Source organism: Dietzia sp. ANT_WB102 (assembly GCF_008369165.1).
GTDB lineage: Bacteria > Actinomycetota > Actinomycetes > Mycobacteriales > Mycobacteriaceae > Dietzia.
This window is the reverse complement of sequence record NZ_VOBA01000001.1, coordinates 1,735,311-1,758,524: the sequence shown is the minus strand read 5'-3', so window position 1 is coordinate 1,758,524 and position 23,214 is coordinate 1,735,311. Positions and strand designations below refer to the sequence as shown.

Here is a 23,214-nt window from a genome sequence, read left to right as displayed (position 1 = left end):
GCCGAGGAGTATTGATGACGACACCGCAGACCGATCGCGCGCACACCGCGGTCATCGTCCTGGCCGCCGGTTCCGGCACCCGGATGAAGAGCGCCACCCCCAAGATGCTGCACAGCGTGTGCGGGCGGACGATGCTCGGCCACGCGCTGCACGCCGCGGCGGGGCTCGAGCCGGACGCGATCGTCGTGGTTGTCGGGCATCAGCGCGAGCAGGTCTCTGCGGCGGTCGAGCAGCTGTCGGTCGAGATCGGCGTGCCGGTTTCCACCGCGGTGCAGCACGAGCAGAAGGGCACTGGCGACGCGGTCGCCGCCGGGCTAGCCGGGCTGCCCGTCGATTTCTCGGGGACCGTCCTGGTCACCACCTCGGACATCCCCCTGCTTGACGCCGACACCCTGCGAGAGGTGGTGTCCCGGCACGACATGCGCCCGCGCGCCGCGGTCACCGTGCTGACGTCGACCGCTCCCGACCCCACGGGGTACGGCCGCATTGTGCGTAACGACGACGGCGAGGTGCTCAGGATCGTCGAGCATAAGGACGCCTCGCAGGACGAGCGGGCCATCGACGAGGTCAACTCCGGCATCTACGCCTTCGACGCGCAGGTCCTGCGGGACAAGCTCGGAAAACTGAGCACCGACAATTCGCAGGGCGAGCTGTACCTCACCGACGTCATCCAGCTGGCCCGGCGGGCAAACGGCCTCATCCGCGGACACCGCATCGAGGACGCCGATCTGGTTGCGGGCGTCAACGACCGCGTACAGCTGGCGGCGCTGGCAGGTGAGATGAACCGTCGCCTCTGCGAGTCGGCGATGCGGGCCGGAGCGACGATCGTCGACCCGGCCAGTACGTGGCTCGACGTGGATGTGCGTGTGGGCCGCGACGTGACGATCCTGCCCGGTACCCATCTGTCCGGCGCGACGGCGATCGGCGACGGCGCGACCGTCGGTCCGGACACCACCCTGCAGGACACTGTGGTCGGCGAGGGCGCGTCCGTCGTGCGTTCACATGCAGTGAACGCCATAGTCGGGGCCGGCGCGGAAGTCGGTCCGTTCGCGTACTTACGGCCCGAGGCGGACCTGGGCGAACAGAGCAAGATCGGCGCCTTCGTTGAGGTCAAAAAGTCGACGATCGGCTCCCACACCAAGGTCCCGCACTTGACCTACGTGGGTGACGCGACGATCGGTGAGCACACCAACATCGGGGCATCGAGCGTGTTCGTCAATTACGACGGGGTGAGCAAGAACCGTACAGTGATCGGCGATCACTGCCGCACCGGTTCGGACACCATGTTCGTCGCACCGGTGACCGTCGGAGACGGCGCCTATTCGGGCGCGGGTACCGTGATCAAGGACGACGTCCCTCCCGGGGCCCTCGCGGTCTCGGGCGGACGGCAGAGGAACATCGACGACTGGGTGATCGAGAACCGGCCGGATTCCGGTTCGGCGGAGGCCGCCCGTCGTGCCCGGAACGACTCCCAGAAGGACGGGTTCACGCAGTGAGCGAGTGGATCGACAACCAGAAGAATCTGATGTTTTTCGCGGGTCGCGCGCACCCCGAACTCTCCGATCAGGTAGCCGCCGAGTTGGGAGTCGAGGTCACTCCTCAGACTGCCCGAGACTTCGCCAACGGAGAGATCTTCGTCCGCTTCGAGGAGTCCGTCCGCGGGTGCGACGCGTTCGTCCTCCAGAGCGCCCCGGCTCCACTGAACAAGTGGATCATGGAGCAGCTCATCATGATCGATGCGCTCAAGCGGGGTTCCGCCAAGCGGATCACCGCCGTGCTGCCGTTCTACCCGTACGCGCGCCAGGACAAGAAGCACCGCGGACGCGAGCCCATCTCGGCTCGCCTCATCGCGGACCTGCTCAAGGCTGCCGGCGCCGACCGCATCATCACGGTCGACCTGCACACCGACCAGATCCAGGGCTTCTTCGACGGACCCGTGGACCACATGCACGCGCAGGGCCAGCTGTCGGACTACGTGCGTCAGCACTACGGCACGGACAACATCGTCGTGGTCTCCCCCGACGCCGGCCGCGTCAAGGTGGGCGAGAAGTGGGCCGACGCCCTTGACGGTGCACCGCTGGCGTTCGTCCACAAGACGCGCGATCCCAACGTGCCCAACCAGGTCAAGTCCAACCGCGTCGTCGGTGACGTCGAGGGCCGCACGTGCGTCCTCATGGACGACATGATCGACACCGGCGGCACCATCGCCGGCGCGGTCAAGGTGCTCAAGGATGCCGGTGCCGGTGACGTCATCATCGCCACCACCCACGGCATCTTCTCCGACCCGGCCGCCGAGCGTCTCGCCACCTGCGGCGCCAAGGAGGTCATCACGACCGACACGCTGCCGATCCCGCCGGAGAAGCGGTTCGAGAACCTCACCGTGCTGTCCATCGCGCCGCTGCTGGCCCGGACCATCCACGAGGTGTTCGAGAACGGCTCGGTGACCAGCCTATTCAACGGTGTTGCCTGAGGCGGTGACGATGGACGCGACGATCTACCACAACCCCCGCTGCTCCAAGTCCCGTCAGGCGCTGGAACTGCTGCGGGAGCGGGGTGTGGAGCCGACGATCATCAAGTACCTCGACACTCCCCCGGACGTCGAGCAGTTGCGCACACTCATCACCGACGCCGGCCTGACGGTGCGGCAGGCGGTGCGTGTCAAGGAAGCCGAGTTCACCGAACTCGATCTCATCGATGCGTCCGATGAGGATCTGCTCGCGGCGATGGTCGCGCACCCCCGGCTCATCGAGCGGCCTTTCGTCGTCACCGACAAGGGCACCCGCCTCGCGCGCCCCACGGCGGCGGTCGAGGAGATCCTCTGACGCCTCGACGCTGACATCGCGCTGCAGTGCTCGGCACCGGAACCCGCCGCCTCTATCCCGGGAGCGGCGGGTTCCGGCGATTTTGGGTGCAGCACCGCGCGGGGCTAGGCTGGGCGGGTCATCTCGGCGAGGGAGGACCCGAATCAACCCGGGTCGCTCCGTTATCGACGCGATCATTGTCGGCGTGGTCCCCGGTGGACCGCCCTCGGCGATCGTTTCGGTCACCGAGGAGGTCACCACCCGCAGAGCGTCACGCGCTCCCACCCCGACGAAAAGGCAGTCATGGCCAAGGAAATCAACAACCTCAAGACCATCACCCGCACCGAGTTCGGCAAGGGCTCCGCCCGCCGCGCCCGCCGCGAGGGCCAGGTCCCCGCGGTGCTGTACGGCCACCACACCGAGCCGCGCCACCTGCTGCTCAATGCGCTCGACTTTGCTGCCGTTCTGCGTAACCACGGCACCAACTCGCTCCTCACGCTCGAGGTCGACGGCAAGGAGCAGCTCGCGCTTCCCAAGCAGATCGATGTGCACCCGCTGACGCGCGTCATCGAGCACACCGACCTGCTCGTGGTGAAGAAGGGCGAGAAGGTCGTCGTCGAGATCGCCATCCTGGTTGTCGGCGAGGCCGCCCCCGGCACTCTCGTCACCACCGATGCCGACTTCATCGAGATCGAGGTCGAGGCGACCGACATCCCCGAGGACTTCGAGCTCTCGGTCGCGGGCGTCGAGGCCGGCACCCAGTTCACTGCCGCCGACATCACGCTGCCGTCCGGTGCCACCCTGATCTCCGACCCGGAGACCCTGCTGGTCAACGTCATCGAGGCCCCGACGGGCGACGACCTGGGCGACGATGAGGAGTCGGACGAAGAGGGCGAGTCCGCCGAGGACTCCGGCAAGGCCGGCGAGTAACACCGATCCCCGCGCGTGATACACGCGTATGCCGCCTGAGAGGCGGCGAGGGGCCGCGGGCCCGGGTCGACCACGGTGTCGATCCGGGCCCGTTCTGTATTTTTCCGACTTCCGTGCCCGCAGCCGCCCCGCATCCGCGGCGGCGCACTGTCGTCCGAGACTGCGCGGACTCAGCCGCGGACGAGACCGATCGCGAGAACGAGCATCATCACGGCGATGCCGGCGTCGAGCACCCGCCACGCCCCCGGGGTGGAGAAAAGCCCCCGCAGTGCCTTGCCCCCAAAGCCGATGAGCGTGAACCACAGCACGCCCGCGATAAAGGCCCCGGCCGCGAACACCCACCGCAGGTCGGCGCCCTGCTGATTGGCGAGCGTCCCGAGAAACACCACCGAGTCGAGGTAGGCGTGCGGGTTGAGCCAGGTGAACGCCGCGCATGCCGCCACCGCCCCGAGCGTCGACGGGACCCGTCCACCGCCATCAACCTTCAATCCGTCGCCGGGGCGGATCGCGCGCGACGCCGCGAACACCCCATAGGCCAACAGGAACACGACCCCGATCCACTTCATCACCGTGATCGCCCCGGGCGCCGTCTCGGTGAGCACGCCCACACCGGCGACCCCGAGCAGGATGAGCGCCGCCTCGGACCCCACGCAGAACGCGACGATCGGCATCATCGACACGTCGCCACGGATCGATCGTTGCAACACGTAGGCGTTTTGCGCGCCGACGGCGGCGATGAGCCCGAGGCCCATGCCGACGCCCATGAGAAGTGTGGAAGTAATGGTCACGGGTTCAGATTAGGAGCGCGAGACCCAGTAGTTCCACTACACGATTTGCACTAGCATTAGCTGTGCTTATGAACTCACTTCAGCTTGATCACCTCCGCACCCTCGTGGCCGTGGTGGACCTTGGCTCGTTCGAGGCGGCCGCGACCCACCTGCACCTCACCCAGTCGGCGGTGTCGCAGAGGATCCGGGCACTCGAGGAGTCGGCGGGGCGGATCCTGGTCCGCCGCGAGCGACCGATCACTGCGACGGACTCCGGCGAGATCGTGCTGCGCACGGCTCGCCAGATGCTTCATCTCGAGGAGTCGTTGGCCGGCGAACTCGACCCGTCCGCATCCGCCCAGGAGCACGTGTTGCTGGCCGTGGCGTGCAACTCGGACTCGCTGGCCACGTGGTTCCTCGACGCCATGACCGAGGTCCACGGGGCGGGCCGGGTGGTCTTCGATATCCGCCGCGAGGACGAGTCGCTGTCCAGCGAGCTGCTACGCCGCGGTGAGGTGATGGCCGCGGTGACCAGCCAGTCCCGGGTGGTCCAGGGGTGCCGCTCAGAACCGCTCGGCTCGATGCGGTATCGGGCGTGTGCGAGCCCGGGTTTCGTGTCGCGGCACCTGCGGGACGGGTCGATGACCGCCGCGCTCGGCCGGGCCCCCATCGTCGATTTCGACCGCAGCGACGGCCACCAGAACCACCACTACCGCCGCCTCGCCCGCCGCGAGCCCACCGGGCCGCGCCACTACATCCCCAGCTCACACGATCACGTCCGCGCGATCGTCGCAGGACTGGGCTGGGGCCTGATCCCCGAGCAACTCGCCACCCCATGGCTGGTCTCCGGAGAGATCGTCGACGTCTCCCCCGACCGCGTCCTCGACGTCCCGCTGTTCTGGCAGCACTGGAAACTGCAGTCGCCCGACCTCGACGCCCTCACCGCCGCGGTCCTCGACACGGCCCGCATCGAGCTGCGCAGTTGAGGCGACCCGGTGCACCCGGGCTGCCGGGCGGCGGCGTCTGGGATCATGGGCCGTGTGACTACCGCTGAGCCGTCCGGCCCCACGCTCATCGTGGGTCTGGCCAACCCCGGACCTGACTACGAGGCTACCCGCCACAACATCGGCTGGGACGTCCTGCGGGAGTTGGCGTCCCGCGCCCTGCCTATGCCGGCAAGTTTCTCCACGCACAAACGGACGAACTGCGAGATCGCCCAGACCCGCCTCGCCGACACGGCGGTGGTGCTGGCACGCCCCCGCAGCTACATGAACCTCTCCGGCGGGCCGGTCGCGGCCGTGGCCAAGTACTTTTCCGTCAACCCCACCGACATCATCGTGATCCACGACGAGATCGATATCGACTTCGGCCAGGTCCGACTCAAGCGCGGCGGCGGGGAGGGCGGGCACAACGGACTGCGCTCGATGTCCACCTCGCTGGGGACGAAGGACTACATCCGGGTCCGCGCCGGTGTCGGCCGACCGCCCGGCCGTATGGCAGTGGCCGACTTCGTCCTCAAGCGCTTCTCCAAGCTCGAGCAGCCCGATGTGCCGTTCCTCGTCCAGGACGCGGCCGATGCCGTCGAGCTCCTACTCAAACACGGGCTGGAGACGGCGCAGAACCAGGTCCACTCGGTGTGACGCGGTCCCGGAGGTTCGAGCACGAGGCCCACCTGGGCGCCGGGGCCGACCTCTTCGAACGCGCGAGCCGCGCCCTCGTCAACTGGGACATGCACCGCCGGGCGGGCCTCGTCGTCGTTGCCACCGGACCCGCGACCCCCGGCCGCACCGTCACTCTCCGACCCCGAACAGGTCCCGGCGCCTGGCTCCGACTCGCCGCCCCGTGCGAGGTCACCGCCGTGACCAACCGGCCCGACGCGCGCGGGTTCACCTATCGCGCCCTGCCCGGCCACCCCGAACGCGGTTGGGAAACTTTCCTCGTACAGCACGATCGCGCCACCGACGCCGTGACGCTGACCATCACCGGCGAGTCGGCGCACGCTTCGCTCCTGCCTCGACTCGCCGCGCCCGTCGCTCGCGCCGAGCAGAAGCGGATCACCCGCCGATACCTCGACGCACTCCGCGAGGAGCGCTGAGGGGGCGCGTGCGGCGTCCCGCCGACACAGTCACTCCCCGTACAGTTCCCGCAGCCGGTCGAGGAGCGCCACGAGCGCCCCGTTCTCCAGCGCCGCCGCGACGTCACCTGCGCCGAACCTCTCGGATCGCATGATCCAGGTGAGCAACGCGACGATGAGATCCTCGTCCGAGTCGCGCGCCAATGCTACGAAGTCAGGTGCCTGACTCCCCAGACCGTGCCCACCATGACGTTCCAGCGTTCGCCTGTAGTCGAAGTCGGTCAGCGCTCCCCCATTGCAGACCTCCATGACCTTCTGCGTGTCGCGGTCGTAGATCGGATACCGGAAGGTGAACGAGCCGTCCTCCTGCTGGTCACCCCCTGACCACTCGACCTCGCCGTGCCCGCGCAACCGCTCGATCGCCGGGACCAGGTCCCGAAGCGCCGCCCTCCGCTCCTGCCGTACCCGTCCGTCCTCGACTACTGATCTGTCCCTGCTCGCGCCCATACGCCGTCTCCGCTCCCGCGCGTCCCGTGACGCTGCTGGTGCGCACCGTAGCGCCCGAGTCCGACAGCGCGCCCGTGTGACCTCGACTTTCCCGCGCGTGCGCCGTCTCCGCGCGGTGCACCGCCGGATTGGGTGGTCGAACGTGCGCGCACGTACCCTGGAAAGACGACGGCGAGGCGCCGGCGGAGCTGGAGGAGGACGCGTGACGGAGACCGCCGAGGACACTGGGGCGACCGGACTAGCTGCAGGTCCGAACGGGTCCGGGGCCGGCACCGACGTACGCTCCGAGGTCGCCAGGCGCCGCACCTTTGCCGTGATCGCTCACCCGGACGCCGGTAAGTCCACGCTCACCGAGGCGCTCGCGCTGCACGCCCGCGTCATCACTGAGGCCGGCGCAGTCCACGGCAAGTCCGGGCGGCGCTCCACGGTGTCGGACTGGATGGAGATGGAGAAGGCCCGCGGCATCTCCGTCAGCTCCACGGCACTGCAGTTCACGTACGCGCCGGAGGGCTCGGATCCCCACGACGACCCGTACGTCATCAACCTGGTCGACACCCCCGGGCACGCCGACTTCTCCGAGGACACCTACCGTGTCCTGACCGCGGTGGATGCGGCGGTCATGCTCATCGACGCTGCCAAAGGCCTGGAGCCGCAGACGCTCAAGCTGTTCCAGGTATGTAAGCACAATGGCCTACCGATCATCACGGTGATCAACAAGTGGGACCGCCCCGGCCAGGCACCGCTCGAACTCCTCGACGAGATCACCGAGCAGATCGGCCTGGTCCCCACCCCGCTGTTCATGCCAGTGGGCATCGCGGGCGACTACCGCGGGCTGCTACGGCGCGGCCCCGACGGCGCACCCGAGGAGTACGTTCACTTCACCCGCACCGCCGGCGGGTCGACAATCGCGCCCGAGGAGCACTACGACCCGGACACCGCCGCCGCCCGCGAGGGAGACGCGTGGGAGACCGCGGTCGAGGAGTCCGAACTGCTGTCGGCGATGGGCCAGGACCACGACCAGGAGCTCTACCTGGCCGGCGAGACCAGCCCCGTGATCTTCGCCTCGGCGATGCTCAACTTCGGCGTGCACCAGATCCTCGACGCGCTCGTCGAGCTGGCCCCGCCGCCCCGCGAATGGCCAACCATCTCGGGCGAGCCGCGCCAGACCACCGACCCGTTCTCTGCCATGGTGTTCAAGGTGCAGGCTGGCATGGACGCCGCCCACCGCGACCGCCTGGCGTTCATGCGAGTGGTCTCCGGGGAATTCGAGCGCGGCATGGTGGTCCAGCACGCGCAGACGGGCAAGCCGTTCACCACCAAGTACGCATTGACGGTGTTCGGCCGCGACCGCACCACCGTCGAGACCGCCTACCCCGGCGACGTAGTGGGACTGGTCAACGCCACTGCCCTGGCCCCCGGCGACACCCTCTACAGCGGCAAGAAGGTGCAGTTCCCGCCGATCCCGCAGTTCGCTCCCGAGCACTTCGCGGTGGTCCGCGCCCAGTCGCTCGGCAAGTACAAGCAGTTCCGCAAGGCCATCGACCAGCTCGCCGCCGAGGGCGTGGTGCAGATCCTGCGCAACGACACCCGCGGCGACGCCAACCCGGTCATGGCCGCGGTCGGTCCCATGCAGTTCGAGGTCGTCACTGCCCGGATGAAGGCCGAGTTCAACGTCGAGGTCCTGGTGGACAACCTGCCGTATACGATCGCCCGCCGCACCGACGCCGACTCCGCAGACGAGCTCGGGCGCCAACGCGGAGTCGAAGTCTTTCAGCGCACCGACGGCGAACTGCTGGCCCTGTTCGGTGACAAGTGGCGCCTGCAGTACATCACCAAGGAGATGGACCACCTCACCATCGAGCCACTGGTCGCCGACACCAACTGACGGCTGGCATGCTGGACGTCATGCCAGCCGATCCCACCCCGCACCACGCCGATACCGCGGTGAGCCTCCGCGTCTTCGTCGAGCCGCAGCAGGGCGCGACGTACGGGGACCAACTCGCCGTCGCCCGCGCCGCCGAGGACCTCGGATACGAGGCCTTCTTCCGCTCGGACCACTACCTCAAGATGGGCGACGTCAGCGGTCTGCCCGGGCCCACCGACGCGTGGCTCACCCTGGCAGGCCTGGCACGCGAGACCTCCTCCATCCGGCTCGGCACGTTGCTCACCTCGGTGACATTCCGCCACCTCGGACCGCTCGCAATCTCGATGGCCCAGGTCGACGAGATGTCCGGTGGGCGCCTCGATGTGGGCCTCGGTGCCGGCTGGTACTCCGACGAGCACACCGCGTACGGCATCCCCTTCCCGCCGCTCGGTGAACGGTTCGACCTGCTCGAGGACACCCTCGGTGCGCTCGAGACCCTCTGGTCCACCCCGGCGGGTGAGACCGTCACCGTTCCCGGAAAACGGGTGTCGTTGACGGACTCTCCCGGACTGCCCAAACCGGTGCAGCAGCGGCCGCCGGTCATCGTGGGCGGGCACGGAAAGCGCCGCACCCCCGCGTTGGCCGCCCGGTTCGCCGACGAGTTCAACGTGCCATTCGCAGACGTCGACACCGTCGCGACCCAGTACCGCCGCGTCGACGAGGCGTGCGCCGCCCGCGGACGGGCACCCGAAGAGATCGTCCGCTCGGCCGCGCTCGTCCTGTGCTGTGGACGCGACGAGGCGGAGCTCTCCCGCCGCGCGGACGCCATCGGCCGCGAGGTCGACGAGCTGCGCGCGAACGGGGCCGCCGGGACCCCGGAGGAGGTCGTGGACACGATCGGCAGGTACGCAGCGGTCGGCGCACGGCGCATCTACCTGCAGGTGCTAGACATGTCCGATCTCGACCACCTCGAGCTCGTCGCCTCCGAGGTGGCGCGACAGCTCTAGCGCTCGCCCGGCGCGCGAAACCGCCCCGACCGTCGGACCTCCGGATTATGGTCAGGCCATGGCGGCTCCCGGTGCGACGACAGCACGATCGGCACACTCCGGAACGTGGGCGAGGGCGGCGATGGCGGTCCTCGCCGTCGTCGCCCTGGCAACACCCCTCACCGCGGCGGTCACCACCGTCGGTTCCCCGCCTGCCACGGCGGCCGAACCGAACAGCGGCACTCCCATCAACGGCGCTCCCATCGGCAGCACTCCGATCAGAGGAATGGTGGACGCCCACACCCATATCGCGGCATCGCAGGCGTTCGGCGGTGCCCTGCGCTGCGGCGAACCGTTCGCGCCGGGAGGCCTCGCGGAAGCGATGGCGGACTGCCCCACCCACTCGGGCACCGGGCCCTTCTCACTGCTCGAATCCATCCTCGGTGGCACCGCGCTACCCGGCGGGACGCAAGGGTTCCCCACGTTCGAGCAGTGGCCGACACACGACTCCCAACTCCACGAGCAGGCCTACTACACCGGTATCGAGCGGGCCTGGCGGGGCGGCCTACGGGTACTCAACAACCATCTCGTCGCCAATCGAGTGCTGTGCGAGACCCTCGTCGGCCTCGGGGTCCCCGCGCGGTCCTCGTGCGACGAGATGGCCCAGCTGCGCCGACAGGTGGACTATCTCAACAGGATGGAAGCCCACATCGACGCCGAGAACGGCGGGCCCGGGCAGGGGTGGTTCCGGATCGCCCGCTCCCCGGCCGACGTCCGGACGATCGCCGCCGAGGGAAAACTCGCCGTGACGCTGGGAGTGGAGGCATCCGAGCCGTTCGGCTGCCGAGAGGTCGACGACGTGCCGATGTGCACAGCCGAGGACATCGACCGCGGACTCGACGAATTCGCCTCATGGGGTGTGTCCACGGTGTTCCCGGTCCACAAGTTCGACAATGCCCTCGGCGGCGCCCGCATGGACGAGGAACTGGCCGGGCTGGCGGTGAACATCGGCAACAAGCTCGGCACGCAACGCTTCTGGGAGACCGAACCGTGCACCGGCCCCGACGCCGACCACGATCAGCCCCTGGCCAGCACGCCCGTCGCCGACGGACTAGCCACGGCATCCTCGGGAGCTCCGGCGGGCGTGGCGCTGCCCGTCTATCCCGAGACCCCGCTGTGCAACGTCCGCGGCCTGACCCCGCTGGGTGAACACGCGATCCGCGGGTTGATGGCGCGCGGCATGGTGATCAACATCGACCACATGGGCGTCAAGACCGCCCACCGCACCCTCGACATGGCCGCAGAGGCCGGATACACCGGCCTCGTTGTGGACCACAACTGGGCTACCCAGGGCATCACTCGCCGGGTGCACGAGCAGGGCGGGTTCGTCGCCGCGTTCGCCTGGCCCGCCGAGGCCACAGAGAACTTCGAGACCGGCTTCCTCGAGCAGTGGCGGGCCACCACCGCCGGCGCCACCCGACCGTTCGACGGCTACGGATTCGGTTCGGACGTCAACGGTCTTGCGCCACTCGCCGAGCCGCGGCCGAGTGCGGCCGGTGACCCGCTGGTCTACCCGTTCACCGCCCTCAGCGGCGAAGTGATGGACAGGTGGCGGTTCGGCGAGCGCACGTACGACCTCAACACCGACGGGGTGGCGCAGTACGGCCTCTACGCCGACTGGGCCGCCGACCTGTTGCACCGGGCCGGTGCTGACCGCGCCGAGTTGGAGCGCCAACTCATGGGCGGCGCCGAGGCGTGGACTGCCAACTGGGAACAGGCCAGATGAGCAGAGGCGGGGCCGCACCGGCCGCGCCCGTCACCGACCGTCCGGTCGGGGCGATCTGGATCATCGCGCTCACGCTGGGCGTGGTGGCAGTATTCGCCTCCTGGTTCGGCCCGCTGCAGATCCTGCTTCCCGCCCAGGCCGACCAGATCGCCGGCCCCGGCGACCGGGAGAAGCTGCTCGCCCTGGTGGTCGGCGTCGGCGCCGCGGTCGCGCTGGTCGCCACCCCGCTGTGGGGATTCGTCTCCGACCGCTGCCGCACCCGGTTCGGCACCCGCATGCCCGTGGTCTACGTGGGCACCGCCGTCGGGGTCGCCGGCCAGATAGTGCTGTTCACCGCGACCACCGGCCCCGCCACCCTCGCCGGCTGGGTGCTCGTGCAGCTGGGGCTCAACGGACCGTTCGCCGTACTGGCCGCCCTCATCGCCGACCGCGTCCCGGGCAGCCAGCGAGGGACCGTCGGCTCCCTGTTCGGGGTCGGGCAGATCGTCGGCGTCATCGCCGGGACCGTGGTTGCAGAGGCCGTGGGTGCCAGCACCGTCGGCTACCTCGTGCTGGCCCTGCTCACCCCCGTGCTGCTCGCCGCGATCGTGCTGGTCCACCACGGTCACCCCGCGCCACCACCGGAGGCTCCACGCGGCCGCGGGGTGCAGAACTTCCGCCCCACCCACGACTATCTGTGGGCGTGGATGCTGCGGTTCCTCATGAACCTCACCAACGCGATCCTGCTCATCTACCTGTACTTCTTCCTCGAGGAGGTGGTGCAGGCCGACGACGTCGCCGCCGCGGTCCTCCTCGTCACCGTGATCACCCTGACGCTGTCCGCGTTGTGCGCCGGGCTGACCGGCACCATCTCCGACCGGCTGGCCCGGCGACGCGTGTTCGCACTGGCCGGGGCACTCCTCACCGCCGGTGGGCTGGTCCTGCTCGCCGTGGCCGCGACGATGCCGATGGTCCTGGCCGCCGCCACGGTCCTCGGTCTCGGGTGGGGCCTGTTCATCGGCGTCGACATGGCGATCATCACCTCCACACTCGCCGACGACACCACCTCCGGCACGCTGCTGGGGCTCGCCAACATCGCCAACTCGCTGCCCCAGGTCGTTGCGCCCACACTCGCCGCGCCCATCGTCCTGTCCGCCGCCGGATACCCGGCCTTGTACGTAGTCGGCGCGATGATCGCCGTGGCCGCCGCCCTGTGCACCCTGCCCCTACGATCCATCAGATAGGACCCATGTCGACCGCCTCGTCTGTCACCTCGCCCGCCGACCCCATGCCGGTCGCGCCCCCCGACCCGGTGCTGCCCTCCGGCTTCCGCTGGGGCACCGCCACGGCCGCCGCCCAGATCGAGGGTGCCGCCGAGACCGATGGCCGCGGACCCAGCATCTGGGACATCTTCGCCACCGAACCCGGCCGGATTCGCGGCGGCCACACCCCCGCAGTGGCCTGCGACCACTACCACCGGTCCGCCGACGACGTCCGAGACCTGGCCCAACTGGGGATCGACGAATACCGCTTCTCGATCTCGTGGTCGCGGGTGCTGCCCGAGGGCCGCGGCACCGTCAACCAGCGCGGCATGGACTTCTACTCACGGCTCGTCGACGAACTGCTGACCGCCGGCATCCGACCGGTGCCGACCCTGTACCACTGGGATCTGCCGCAGGCCCTGCAGTCGGCCGGCGGCTGGCTGGAACGGTCGACCTCCGATGCGCTGGCCGACTACGCCGCCATCATGGTTGACGCCCTCGGTGACCGGGTGCACCAGTGGTGGACGCTCAACGAGATGAACGTTCACACCCTGTACGGGCACGCGCTCACCGACCATGCCCCTGCCCTCGGGATGGGCCTGGACTGCATGCCCGTCGCCCATAATCTCCTGCGTGCACACGGGCTCGCCGTCCACGCCATCCGGGCAGCCGGAGACCACCACGAGGTGGGGGTGGTCCAACAGCACTTCCCGGTCCACCCGGCATCGGACTCCCCCGAAGACGTAGAGGCCGCCGACCTGTTCCGCATCCTCACCAACTGGACGTTCGCCGACCCCGTCCTAGCTGGCCGCTACCCGGATGACTTTGTCGCCGAACTCGTCGCGACCTCCGCCGGCCTGACCGCTGGCCAGCTCGAGGACGACCTCGGGGTGATGTCCGAGCCCCTGGACCACTACGGCGTCAACTACTACGAACCGACGGTGATCGAAGCCCCGAAACCCGGCAAGGACTACTCGGGCATCCTCGAGGTGGACTTCCCCGCCGACATGCCGTTCTCCCCCGTCCGGATCGAAGGCGTCGAACGGACCGACTTCGACTGGCCCGTGGTGCCGTCCGGGCTGACCGAGATCCTGCGCACCCTGCACGAGCGCTACCCCGGCCTACCGCCCGTCACCATCACCGAGAACGGCTGCTCGTACGACGATGGGCCCGGCCCCGACGGCGCGGTCCACGATGTCCGGCGGATCGACTACCTGCGGGCGCACCTGACCGCGGTCAGCGAGGCGATCGCTGCCGGGGTGGACGTTCGCGGCTACTACGTGTGGTCGGCGATGGACAACTTCGAGTGGGCGGCCGGGTACGGCGAGCGGTTCGGCCTCGTCCACGTGGACTTCGACACCCTCCAACGGACCCGCAAGAATTCGTGGTACTGGTACCGCGACCTCATCGACCGGGTCAGACACAGCCGGTGAGGACCACCATCACGTAGGGCACGTGCACGATGCCGGCTAGCACCGTCAGAGCGAGCAGGCAGCCCACCCCGGTCACCGTCGCGACCACGCCCGCGGTGCCGCGACCCGGTTGCACAAGGTGGCGAATCCGGTCCGGACCGAGTGCGTGCAGGACACCCTCGACGTCGTGTCCGGCAGCATCATCGGCGTCGAGAGGCCGACCGTGCTGCCCCAGCACCAGCAGAGCGGAGGCGAGCGCCGGGGTGCCGGACACGCGACGGGCGTCGGCGTCCGCGGCGATCTCCAGATAGTGGCCGAACGCGTCAGCGGCCGCACCCAGCAGTGGGACCCACCGCAGTCTCGTGGTCAGCCCATCGACCAGTGCGGTGAGGAGGTGGTGGCGTTGCCGCAGGTGGGCGTCCTCATGGGCCAGGACCGCCCGGAGCTCGTCGGTGCCGAGCAGAGCCACCGCCCCCGTCGACACGACGATGCCCCCGTGACGGCGCGGGAGACTGAGCGCGAACGGGTGCCGGTCCTCCACCAGCAGCACGTCGTAGCCGGCCACGGAGCGGCGGCGTGCCCGCTCACGAAACTGGCGCGCCGACCGCAGCGTGCCCCGGTGACGCCGACGTACCTGCCCGCCGAGCGATCCCAGCGAGAGCACAGTAACCGCGATAGGCGCCGCCAGCAACAGAGCCGCCGGGACGCCCGCGTCGACCGTCCGACCGCCGAAGGGGTTGGCCGCGGCCAGGCACTTCTCGCACACCTGCGCCGCGCCGGACGGCAGAAGCACCGGGCCGGTCAGCACCCAGGCCAGCACGGGCCCCACCGCGAGCATGCTCAGCACCCACGCGAGGGTCCCGGCCAAGAGCAGCCCCACCGCCAGGCGCGGCACCCGCATGAGCAGGGGCGCCGCGGCGCGCAGCACGCGCGGGCCCGCCACTGCCGTGACCACCAGTCCGCCGATGAGCAGCGCGGCCAGTACCCCGTGCGTCACGCTCGGCTCCCATGGTCGCGGCGGTTCAGATAGTCACGCAGCAGGTCCAGCTCGCTGTCCGGGATGCGTTCAGCGAAGTGCAGAATCGACGCCGCCCGGTCCCGGCTCGTCCCCAGCGCGTGGTTCATCACCGAGGCGACGTGCTCCTCCCGTGTCCCGCGTGCGCAGTAGACGGTCGACCTCCCGCGTTTGCCCGCGTCCACCAGCTCCTTGCGGTGCAAGTTGGACAGCACGGTGGCGATGGTCGTGTACGCGAAATCGCCGGGTAGCCGGTCGATGAGGTGCCGGATCGTCGACGCGCCCTCATCCCACAGCAGGTCCATGACCTGGGTCTCCAGCGGTCCAAGCCGGGGCGGCTCGCTCCCGGACCCGATCGTGACGTCCCCGGAGTCTGCGGTCATCGGGTCGCCACCGTGGTCCGAGGCGCAGGCAGCACACAGGCGACCTGCCCGCGCAGCCGGATCGCCAGCGCCACCCCGGTCAGCGCCAGCGCCAGGATCGCCAGGACGGGCTGCACAGGCGCGAACCAGGTGATCGCGCCCGAATATCCCAAGGCCAGCAGCGCGAGCTTGTTGCACACGGGACATCCCACCGCGAACCACGCGAGGACGGCCCCGACGACGCCGACCCGACTCGTCCGGCGGGCCTCGTCGTCGTCATCTCCCACGGCTCCTCGTCCGCCCGCCGCCTCCGCAGCCCCGCCCTCGTCACCCCGCACGTACGTGGCGACCAGCATCCCCGACAGCACCGAGGTGAGGATCCACACCGGGTAGTTCCACCACACCGGCGGGATCTCCCGGGTGAACACCGGGTTGGGGATGAGCACCGTCGCCAGCCCCAGCAGGAGCCCGAAGGCGACCGACACACCGGCGGCGACCAGAACCTGGCGGGGGCCCCACGTCCGCAGGCCCTGCGCGGCCAGGGTCAGAGTCCGGGCTGGAGACGAAAGTGAACGTCGGGGGCGGTCCATGGCGACCATGATGCCACCTATCGACTACGTGCGATAGTCGACTATGTGCCATAGTCGTGTGGTCCGGTGGACGACTGACCCAGGAGAGGGCCGATCATTGAGTACCCCCAACACCCCGTCACGCCACACACTGGAGGCCAACTACCGGCGATCCCGAATCCTGAACTGGGTCCTCAGCGCCGTCGCCGTCTTCCTCGCGGTGGTGGTCGTCGCCCAGATGGTCGAGGGCTCCTCCGCTGCCGAGGAGCCAGCCGCGGTGACCACCGACACCGGCGAGTCCGGTGAGCCGGCCCAGAGCGCCGCCGGCGACATGGAGTTCGTCCGCCGCGACGCGACGGACCCGAAGGCGATCGGCAACGTCGACGCGCCCGTCGTCATGACCGAGTGGATCGACCTACGTTGCCCCTTCTGCGCCGCCTTCAGCCGCGACACACTGCCGGGGCTGATCGCCGACTACGTGGACACCGGCAAGGTGCGCATCGAGTTCATCGACGTCGCCTACTTCGGCGAGCAGTCCGTGGACGCCGCCGTCGCGGCGCAGGCCGCCGCAAACCAGGATCGCTACGTCGAATACACCACCGCCATCTTCGGCGACGCCCCCGAGAAGGGCCACGCCGACCTCACCCGCGACGTGCTCATCGACTTCGCCGAGCAGGTCGGGGTCCCCGATATCGCGCGCTTCACCGCCGACCTCGACGACCCGGCGCTCGAGCAGAAGGTCCGCGCGGGCACGCAGCAGGCCCAACAGCTCGGCGTGACCGCGGTGCCGTTCTTCGTCGCCGGCCAGACCGCGCTGTCCGGAGCCCAGCCCGCATCGACGTTCCGCGAGTACCTCGACGAGGCCGTCGCGGCCGCCGGCTGACCCCGTGGACATCGGACTGTTGGGGGCGTTCCTCGGCGGGACGCTGACACTGCTCAGCCCCTGCTCGGCAATGCTGTTGCCCGCGTTCTTCTCCTACGCGTTCGTGAGCCCACGTGCGCTACTGGCCCGAACCGGAGTGTTCTACCTGGGGCTCATCACCACCCTGGTGCCGCTCGGCGTGCTCGCCGGGACGCTCGGGGCGTTCGTCAACACCCACCGGTTCACGGTCGTGACCGTGGCCTCGGTGATCGTCATCGCGCTCGGCGCGGTCATGCTGCTCAACGTCCCCGTGCCATTCCTGCGCACGAACGGCCGCGCCAGTGGTTCGGGCGGGGCCGAGGGTGGCACTTCCGTCACGGCCGTCTACGCGCTCGGCACGGTCTACGGGCTGGCCGGTGTCTGCGCGGGCCCGCTGCTCGGGGCGGTGCTGACCGTGGCAGCGGTGTCGGGGACGGCACTCACCGGTGGGATCATCGTACTGGTGTTCGCCGCCGGCATGGCATTACCGCTGGTGGTCCTCGCACTGCTGTGGGGACGCCTGCCGGCGGTCCGCACCCTCGTCCGACCGCGCCAGGTGAGGATCGGGCGCTGGACCAACACCTGGACCGGGCTGATCGGCGGCGCGCTGACCATCGCCGTCGGCGTCCTGCTGCTGGTCACCGCCGGCACCACCGAGCTCGGCGGAATCCTCGGCGCATCCGATCAGGCCGCACTGGAGGGAGCCGTATTGCAGGAGGCCTCCCGGGTCCCCGACTGGGCCGTCGTCGCGGTGGCCTCGGCGGTGGCTGGACTCGGCTGGCTCATCGTGCGCCGCCGCCGGCGGACCCGCCCCGAGGCGGGCGGGCTGCAGCTACCCGAGACCCCGACGCTCCGGACCGGGAGCGACGCGTGAGCGGACCGCGCAAAGTCAGCAGTGCCACCGTCCGGTAGACGGCCGTTGGGACTCCCACGCGAGCCTGATCCGGAGTCATCCTAGGTGCGACTAATCTGGGGTCATGACCAGCGATTCGGCCGCGCCGGGCGTGCGGAGACGTCACCTGCCGGGGCGTTCCTCACGGATCGTGGCCGCCGGTGTCGCCGTGGCGCTGACCGCAGCCGCGTGCGGCAGCCCCCTGCCCAAGCCCGAACCCGGCCAGAGTCCCGCGGCGTACTCCGGACTGGAGGTCTCGGAGGACCGCATCGAGTACGCGATCGGCAAGGTCGCCGACATCGTCGAGGAGGAGCTCGAGGCCTCCGGCGTGCCGGGTGCTGCCGTCGCGGTAGTGCACGACGGCGAGGTGTCGATGGCCGAGGGCTTCGGCGTGCGCAGCGTCGAGACCGGCGAGAACGTGAACGAACGCACGGTCTTCCCGCTGGCCTCGATCTCCAAGTCGGTCAGCGCGACGGTCGTGGCCGCCGAATCCGCCGCGGGCGAGGTCGACTGGTCGACGCCCGTGCTCGAGTACCTGCCGTGGTTCGCACTGTCCGATCCGCGCGTGACGGCCGAGGTCACGGTAGGTGACCTGTTCGCGCACCGATCAGGTCTGCCCGAGCACGCGGGAGATGACCTCGAGGACGTCGGATACGAGCGGCCGGCGATCCTCCACGGCCTCCGACGCCTGCCGCTGGAGCCTTTTCGCACCTCGTACGCCTACACCAATTTCGGGCTGACCGCGGGGGCCGAGGCCGTGGCCGTCGCCGCCGGGACCCCCTGGGCGGAGCTTGGCCGCCAACGGATCTTCGACCCGCTCGGGATGCGGGACACCTCGTTCTCCCACGAGGACCTGGTCGATCGCGAGAACCGCGCCGTCGGCCACGTCCGGGCCCCCGCAGCCGAGTCGGGCGAGTCGTCCGGCGAGTGGGTCCCGGCCGACCCCGCCCGCGATCCGGACGCCCAGGCCCCCGCGGGTGGACTGAGCTCGTCGGTGACGGACATGGCCCGGTGGATGGCGATGGTGCTCGACGACGGCAAGGCGCCCGGTGGCCAGCAGGTGGTCCCCTCCCCCGCTCTCCGACAGGCGCTGACCCCGCAGGCAGTGTCCGCACCCCCGCGGTCCGCGGCGGACCGCACCGGAAGCTACGGCTACGGGTTCGACATCTCGACCAGTTCGTCCGGTCGGGTCCAGTGGAGTCATTCCGGGGCGTTCACTCTCGGCGCAGGCACCGCGATGCTCATGATGCCGGCGCTGGATCTGGGCATCATCACCCTGACCAACGCCTCTCCGGTCGGGGTGGCCGAGACGATCAACGCACGAATCGCCGACTACGCACAGTACGGCGACCCGACCCTGCAGTGGCGGGATCTGTACGCGGAGGCGTTGGGCCCGCTCATGGCCCCGGTGGGCGACCTGGTCTCCACGCGGCAGCCTTCCGCACCGACGCCGCCCCGGCCGGTCGACAGGCTGGTAGGCACGTACCGCAACGACTACTTCGGCGAGATCGAGATCCGCCGCGTCGCTGGGGCACCCGGGCAGAAGCCGGTCGACGACCCCGCCGCCGGTCCCGCTCTGGCCGTGGCCGTGGGCCCGGGCCCACTCGTGTGGCCACTCGAACACTGGGACGGTGACAGCTTTGCCGTGCGTCCCCTCGGCGAGAACTGGCCGCCGGGATCCCGCAGCAGCGTCACCTTCGACGGCGACAGGGTGACCGTGGAACTGCTCGACAGCAACGGCCTCGGCACCTTCACCCGCGTCGACGTCGACGAACCCGGCGCCTGACTTCGACCTCGACTACGGCCGCCGGGCCGCCTGCAATCGCATCGCGCGGCGCCGATCACGCTTTGATTCCGCGTCCGGAGCTGTGAGGAAAATCGACAGCCAGGACAGCCTGGAGTCGGCGTCCACGAGGAGCGCCTTGACTGCGAGGGTGAGCGGGACCGCGAGGATCGCCCCGAGCGCGCCCGCCACGACGGACCAGAACACCAGCGACAGGAACGTGACACTCGGGGTCAACCCGACGGCGTCCCCGGTGAACTTGGGTTGGATGAAACTCTGCATGACGAGATTGACCACGCAGTAGATGACCACGACCCAGATGGCGTCCACGGGGCCGCCGGTGAGAAGCGCGAACAGCGCCGGAGGAACCAGACCCAGCACGAAGCCGATGTTGGGGATGTAGTTCGTCACGAACGCCAGCACGCCCCACACCAGGGCGAGCGGGACGCCGAGGACCAGCAGGGCGATCACATCCATGACAGCCACGATGAGGCCGAAAACGGTGGAGACGATCCAGTACGACTTGACACCGTCACTGAACGCGCCGAGGGCGTCGGCGAGACGCGGTCTCTGCCGGGCGATCACGGCGCGGCGACTCGAGATCCCCGGGAGGTCAAAGACGAGGAAGGTCAGTGCGATCACCAGAATGGCGAGCTGACCGCCCGCCGCGGACAGCTGCCCCGCCACGTTTTGCACCGCCCCGATGACGGTGCCGGGGTCCAGCACGCCCTGAAGGCTCGCCGCCACCTGGTCGGCACTCACGCCGAACGTGGCCAGAAACGCGAGGGACTGGTCATAGAGATCGACGAACTTGTCCTGGTATTGCGGAATCTCGTCAGCGGCAACCCACAGCGCCCACACCAGCATCCCGACCAGCGCGACCAGGAGCAGGTAGAGGACCACCAGGACGACGATCATCGCGCCCCACCGGGGCAGCCCGGCCCGCTCCAGCAACCGCTGCAGGGGCTGGGCCGCGATGACCAGGTTGAGCGCCAGAAACGCCGGCATGATGATGTGGGAGTACGAGGAGATCCCCCACAGCACCACGAAGAAGGCTGCCAACGACACCACCGTGACACCGGCGATTCCCCAGCCTTTGGGCTCTTCGTGGGGCGCGAACACCTCCGGGTCGCGCGTACCGTCACCGATGGTGGCCATGGCTCTCCTCACAGGTGGCGGCGTCCCATGCGCCGGACGCTGCTCAGAGTAGCCCGATCAGCTCCTCGCGAGCGCCGAACGGATTCCATCAACGTCCACGGCGTCAAGGTCCGCGGGAACCCAGGTGGGATTGCGGTCCTTATCGATCACCACGGCGCGCACACCCTCGACGAAATCCGGGCGAGCGGTAATCCACGCACCCAGGGCCAGCTCGCCTGCCAGGCATTCCCGCAGGTCCTCGGCCTTCGCGCCAGCGCGCAGCAACTCGATGGTGGCGATGACCGACGTCGGGCAGTGCGATCGCAGCATTTCGAGCGTGGAGGTGGCCCACTCGTCCTGCTCTCCGGCCTCGAGCGCCGCGATCATCTCCTGCACGGTGTCGCGGGAGAAGACGTCCTCGATGCGCTCGATGTTCGCCTCGACGGCGGACTCCCCTGCTGCGGAGTGGTCCAGGGTGAATCGATCCAGCGCGTCTGCCACGCCGTTGGCTGCAATGGCGTCGACGAAGGCGTTGCGCTCGTCGTCGTCGATCAGGTGGGTGGCCAGGCCGGTGTAGAGGGCGTCGGCGGAGTTCATCCGCACGCCCGTGGTGCCCAGGTAGATCGCGACCGCCAGGCCACGCGGGCCCCCTCCACACAGGCGAGGCAGGAAGTGGCTGGCACCGACGTCGGGGATGAAGCCGATCGCCGTCTCCGGCATGGCCATCATGACCTTCTTGGTGACGACGCGGTGCGAACCGTTGATCGAGATGCCCAGACCGCCGCCCATCGCTACCCCGTGGATGACGGCGACGGTGGGAACGCGGTGGTAGTGGTACGCGGCGTCCATCGCGTACTCCTCGGAGAAGAATTCGTGATTCTTCTCGTGCTCGCCGGCCACCGCCGCGTCCCGTAGCGCACGGATGTCGCCCCCCGCGCAGAACGCCTTCTCCGAGGTGCTGGTGGTGACGACGGCCTCGACGCCCGTGTCGGCAGCGGCCTCGTCCAGCGCGGTGTGCAGGGCCCGGCACATGGGCAGGTCCAGCGAGTTCAGGGCCTTGGGGCGGTCCAAGATGATGTGCTGTATCCGGCCTTCACGCCGGCTGATGACGTAATCGCTCATGGCTCCATAATGTCAGGCCGTGCCCAGGCCAGCGCGCAGATACTAGGATTTCCTACTTCGTTGCCCCCGGCGCGTCCGGCACGGGCGACACTGCGCGGGCACTGCGCCAGCGGTGCGCGGACACTGCGCGGGCGGTCACTCCTCCAACAACTGCGAGGCCACGTCCGGCACATACTTAAACTCCTCGCGCGGCGGACGCTCGTAGTTCGACCCCTCCGGCCGCTCAGGGATATCGAACTCGGGCGGCTCGAGCTGCTCCCACGGCACCGTGGACAGCAGGTGCGAGATGACGTTGATCCGCGAACGCTTCTTGTCCTCCGACTCGACCGTGAACCACGGCGCCTCGGGGATGTCGGTGTGGACAAACATCTCGTCCTTGGCTCGGCTGTACTCCTCCCACCGGTTGATGGACTCCAGGTCCATCGGCGAGAGCTTCCACCGTCGCATCGGGTCCTCGTGCCGCGACTGGAAGCGGCGCTCCTGCTCCTCGTCGGACACCGAGAACCAGTACTTGCGCAGCATGATCCCGTCTTCCACCAGCAGTCGCTCGAAGATCGGCGCCTGGTGCAGGAACCGGCGGTACTCGTCGGGCGTACAGAAGCCCATCACCCGCTCCACGCCGGCCCGGTTATACCAGGACCGGTCGAAGATCACGATCTCCCCGGCCGCCGGCAGGTGCTCGATGTAGCGCTGGAAATACCATTGCGTCTTGTGCACGTCCGTCGGGGCCGGCAGCGCCACGACCCGGGCGTGCCGCGGGTTGAGGTACTGCGTCATCCGCTTGATCGCCGAGCCCTTGCCTGCGGCATCGCGCCCCTCGAACACGACGACCAGCCGGTTCCCGGTCTCCCTGAGCCAAGCCTGCATCTCGACCAGCTCTGCCTGTAGCCTTTCGAGTTCGTTCTCGTACGCCTTCTTCGGGAGCTTCTCCAGACCGCTGGGGAGCAGGTCCTTTTTCTTGGGGCCGCTCTTGTTCGGGCCGCTCTTGGACGCGGAGGCCTTTGAGTGCTTGTCTGACTTGCCGTTCTTGCCAGCCGGCTTCTTGCTGCTCATGGCCCGATCCTA

23 protein-coding genes are annotated in these 23,214 nt (G+C 69.2%); 15 read left to right on the top strand and 8 right to left on the bottom strand.

Annotated features, from left to right (window positions below):
• Positions 1 to 14 precede the first annotated feature (14 nt).
• The 4 genes from glmU to FQ137_RS08150 all read left to right on the top strand — a co-directional run bounded on the left by glmU (position 15) and on the right by FQ137_RS08150 (position 3,731).
• Complete coding sequence (gene glmU / locus FQ137_RS08165; RefSeq protein WP_149291945.1) at positions 15 to 1,496, top strand: bifunctional UDP-N-acetylglucosamine diphosphorylase/glucosamine-1-phosphate N-acetyltransferase GlmU; 1,482 nt, start codon at positions 15 to 17, stop codon at positions 1,494 to 1,496.
• Positions 1,493 to 2,470, top strand: a complete 978-nt coding sequence (locus FQ137_RS08160) for a ribose-phosphate diphosphokinase (RefSeq protein ID WP_149291944.1) — start codon at positions 1,493 to 1,495, stop codon at positions 2,468 to 2,470. The genes glmU and FQ137_RS08160 overlap by 4 nt, the downstream gene beginning before the upstream one ends.
• Positions 2,471 to 2,480: 10 nt before the next feature.
• Positions 2,481 to 2,822, top strand: a complete 342-nt coding sequence (arsC, locus tag FQ137_RS08155; RefSeq protein ID WP_149291943.1) for an arsenate reductase (glutaredoxin) — start codon at positions 2,481 to 2,483, stop codon at positions 2,820 to 2,822.
• Positions 2,823 to 3,104: 282 nt separating this feature from the next.
• A complete protein-coding gene (locus FQ137_RS08150) occupies positions 3,105 to 3,731 on the top strand; it encodes a 50S ribosomal protein L25/general stress protein Ctc (protein WP_149291942.1) in 627 nt (208 codons plus the stop codon).
• Positions 3,732 to 3,901: 170 nt separating this feature from the next.
• Here the strand turns inward: FQ137_RS08150 and FQ137_RS08145 are convergent, their stop codons facing one another.
• Positions 3,902 to 4,519, bottom strand: coding sequence for a LysE/ArgO family amino acid transporter (locus FQ137_RS08145; RefSeq protein WP_149291941.1), 618 nt, complete (start codon positions 4,517 to 4,519; stop codon positions 3,902 to 3,904).
• A gap of 68 nt (positions 4,520 to 4,587) precedes the next feature.
• On the opposite strand from FQ137_RS08145, the gene FQ137_RS08140 reads away from it, so the two are divergent.
• The 3 genes from FQ137_RS08140 to FQ137_RS08130 are packed head-to-tail and all read left to right on the top strand — an operon-like array spanning position 4,588 to position 6,593.
• Positions 4,588 to 5,484, top strand: coding sequence for a LysR family transcriptional regulator ArgP (locus FQ137_RS08140; RefSeq protein ID WP_149291940.1), 897 nt, complete (start codon positions 4,588 to 4,590; stop codon positions 5,482 to 5,484).
• A gap of 45 nt (positions 5,485 to 5,529) precedes the next feature.
• On the top strand, positions 5,530 to 6,138 hold the full coding sequence (gene pth, locus FQ137_RS08135) for an aminoacyl-tRNA hydrolase (RefSeq protein WP_149291939.1): 609 nt from the start codon (positions 5,530 to 5,532) through the stop codon (positions 6,136 to 6,138).
• Complete coding sequence (locus FQ137_RS08130) at positions 6,135 to 6,593, top strand: DUF1990 domain-containing protein (protein WP_149291938.1); 459 nt, start codon at positions 6,135 to 6,137, stop codon at positions 6,591 to 6,593. Before pth ends, FQ137_RS08130 begins: the two co-directional genes overlap by 4 nt.
• Positions 6,594 to 6,623: 30 nt before the next feature.
• Here the strand turns inward: FQ137_RS08130 and FQ137_RS08125 are convergent, their stop codons facing one another.
• Positions 6,624 to 7,079 (bottom strand): DUF6508 domain-containing protein, encoded by a 456-nt coding sequence (locus tag FQ137_RS08125; protein WP_149291937.1) that lies wholly within the window; start codon positions 7,077 to 7,079, stop codon positions 6,624 to 6,626.
• A 202-nt stretch (positions 7,080 to 7,281) separates the two neighbouring features.
• On the opposite strand from FQ137_RS08125, the gene FQ137_RS08120 reads away from it, so the two are divergent.
• From FQ137_RS08120 to FQ137_RS08100, 5 genes are read left to right on the top strand one after another with little or no spacing between them, the layout of a single operon-like run.
• Positions 7,282 to 8,964, top strand: a complete 1,683-nt coding sequence (locus FQ137_RS08120) for a peptide chain release factor 3 (RefSeq protein ID WP_149291936.1) — start codon at positions 7,282 to 7,284, stop codon at positions 8,962 to 8,964.
• A 20-nt stretch (positions 8,965 to 8,984) separates the two neighbouring features.
• Positions 8,985 to 9,950: an LLM class F420-dependent oxidoreductase gene (locus tag FQ137_RS08115; RefSeq protein ID WP_149291935.1), complete on the top strand. Its 966-nt coding sequence runs from the start codon at positions 8,985 to 8,987 to the stop codon at positions 9,948 to 9,950.
• 58 nt (positions 9,951 to 10,008) lie between these two features.
• On the top strand, positions 10,009 to 11,715 hold the full coding sequence (locus FQ137_RS08110; protein ID WP_255583805.1) for a hypothetical protein: 1,707 nt from the start codon (positions 10,009 to 10,011) through the stop codon (positions 11,713 to 11,715).
• Positions 11,712 to 12,938 carry an MFS transporter gene (locus tag FQ137_RS08105; RefSeq protein ID WP_149291934.1) on the top strand — a complete coding sequence of 409 codons (1,227 nt, stop codon included), beginning with the start codon at positions 11,712 to 11,714 and terminating at the stop codon, positions 12,936 to 12,938. The genes FQ137_RS08110 and FQ137_RS08105 overlap by 4 nt, the downstream gene beginning before the upstream one ends.
• Before the next feature lie 5 nt (positions 12,939 to 12,943).
• Entirely contained in the window at positions 12,944 to 14,389 is a 1,446-nt protein-coding gene (locus FQ137_RS08100; RefSeq protein WP_255583804.1) for a GH1 family beta-glucosidase, read from the top strand.
• Here the strand turns inward: FQ137_RS08100 and FQ137_RS08095 are convergent.
• The 3 genes from FQ137_RS08095 to FQ137_RS08085 are packed head-to-tail and all read right to left on the bottom strand — an operon-like array spanning position 14,373 to position 16,335.
• Complete coding sequence (locus FQ137_RS08095) at positions 14,373 to 15,365, bottom strand: M56 family metallopeptidase (protein WP_149291933.1); 993 nt, start codon at positions 15,363 to 15,365, stop codon at positions 14,373 to 14,375. The genes FQ137_RS08100 and FQ137_RS08095 overlap by 17 nt on opposite strands.
• Entirely contained in the window at positions 15,362 to 15,766 is a 405-nt protein-coding gene (locus FQ137_RS08090) for a BlaI/MecI/CopY family transcriptional regulator (protein ID WP_149291932.1), read from the bottom strand. The genes FQ137_RS08095 and FQ137_RS08090 overlap by 4 nt, the downstream gene beginning before the upstream one ends.
• A complete protein-coding gene (locus tag FQ137_RS08085) occupies positions 15,763 to 16,335 on the bottom strand; it encodes a hypothetical protein (protein WP_149291931.1) in 573 nt (190 codons plus the stop codon). Before FQ137_RS08085 ends, FQ137_RS08090 begins: the two co-directional genes overlap by 4 nt.
• A 97-nt stretch (positions 16,336 to 16,432) precedes the next feature.
• Between FQ137_RS08085 and FQ137_RS08080 the strand changes: the two genes are divergently transcribed.
• The 3 genes from FQ137_RS08080 to FQ137_RS08070 all read left to right on the top strand — a co-directional run bounded on the left by FQ137_RS08080 (position 16,433) and on the right by FQ137_RS08070 (position 19,893).
• Entirely contained in the window at positions 16,433 to 17,197 is a 765-nt protein-coding gene (locus FQ137_RS08080; protein WP_255583803.1) for a thioredoxin domain-containing protein, read from the top strand.
• 4 nt (positions 17,198 to 17,201) lie between these two features.
• Complete coding sequence (locus FQ137_RS08075) at positions 17,202 to 18,089, top strand: cytochrome c biogenesis CcdA family protein (protein WP_149291929.1); 888 nt, start codon at positions 17,202 to 17,204, stop codon at positions 18,087 to 18,089.
• Positions 18,090 to 18,192: 103 nt separating this feature from the next.
• A complete protein-coding gene (locus tag FQ137_RS08070) occupies positions 18,193 to 19,893 on the top strand; it encodes a serine hydrolase (RefSeq protein WP_149291928.1) in 1,701 nt (566 codons plus the stop codon).
• Between the two features lie 12 nt (positions 19,894 to 19,905).
• Here FQ137_RS08070 and FQ137_RS08065 read toward each other — a convergent pair whose 3' ends face one another.
• The 3 genes from FQ137_RS08065 to ppk2 all read right to left on the bottom strand — a co-directional run bounded on the left by FQ137_RS08065 (position 19,906) and on the right by ppk2 (position 23,202).
• Positions 19,906 to 21,048 carry an AI-2E family transporter gene (locus FQ137_RS08065; protein ID WP_149291927.1) on the bottom strand — a complete coding sequence of 381 codons (1,143 nt, stop codon included), beginning with the start codon at positions 21,046 to 21,048 and terminating at the stop codon, positions 19,906 to 19,908.
• Between the two features lie 57 nt (positions 21,049 to 21,105).
• Positions 21,106 to 22,149 (bottom strand): enoyl-CoA hydratase/isomerase family protein, encoded by a 1,044-nt coding sequence (locus tag FQ137_RS08060; protein ID WP_149291926.1) that lies wholly within the window; start codon positions 22,147 to 22,149, stop codon positions 21,106 to 21,108.
• Positions 22,150 to 22,284: 135 nt separating this feature from the next.
• Positions 22,285 to 23,202, bottom strand: a complete 918-nt coding sequence (gene ppk2, locus FQ137_RS08055) for a polyphosphate kinase 2 (RefSeq protein ID WP_223146495.1) — start codon at positions 23,200 to 23,202, stop codon at positions 22,285 to 22,287.
• Positions 23,203 to 23,214: the final 12 nt, after the last annotated feature.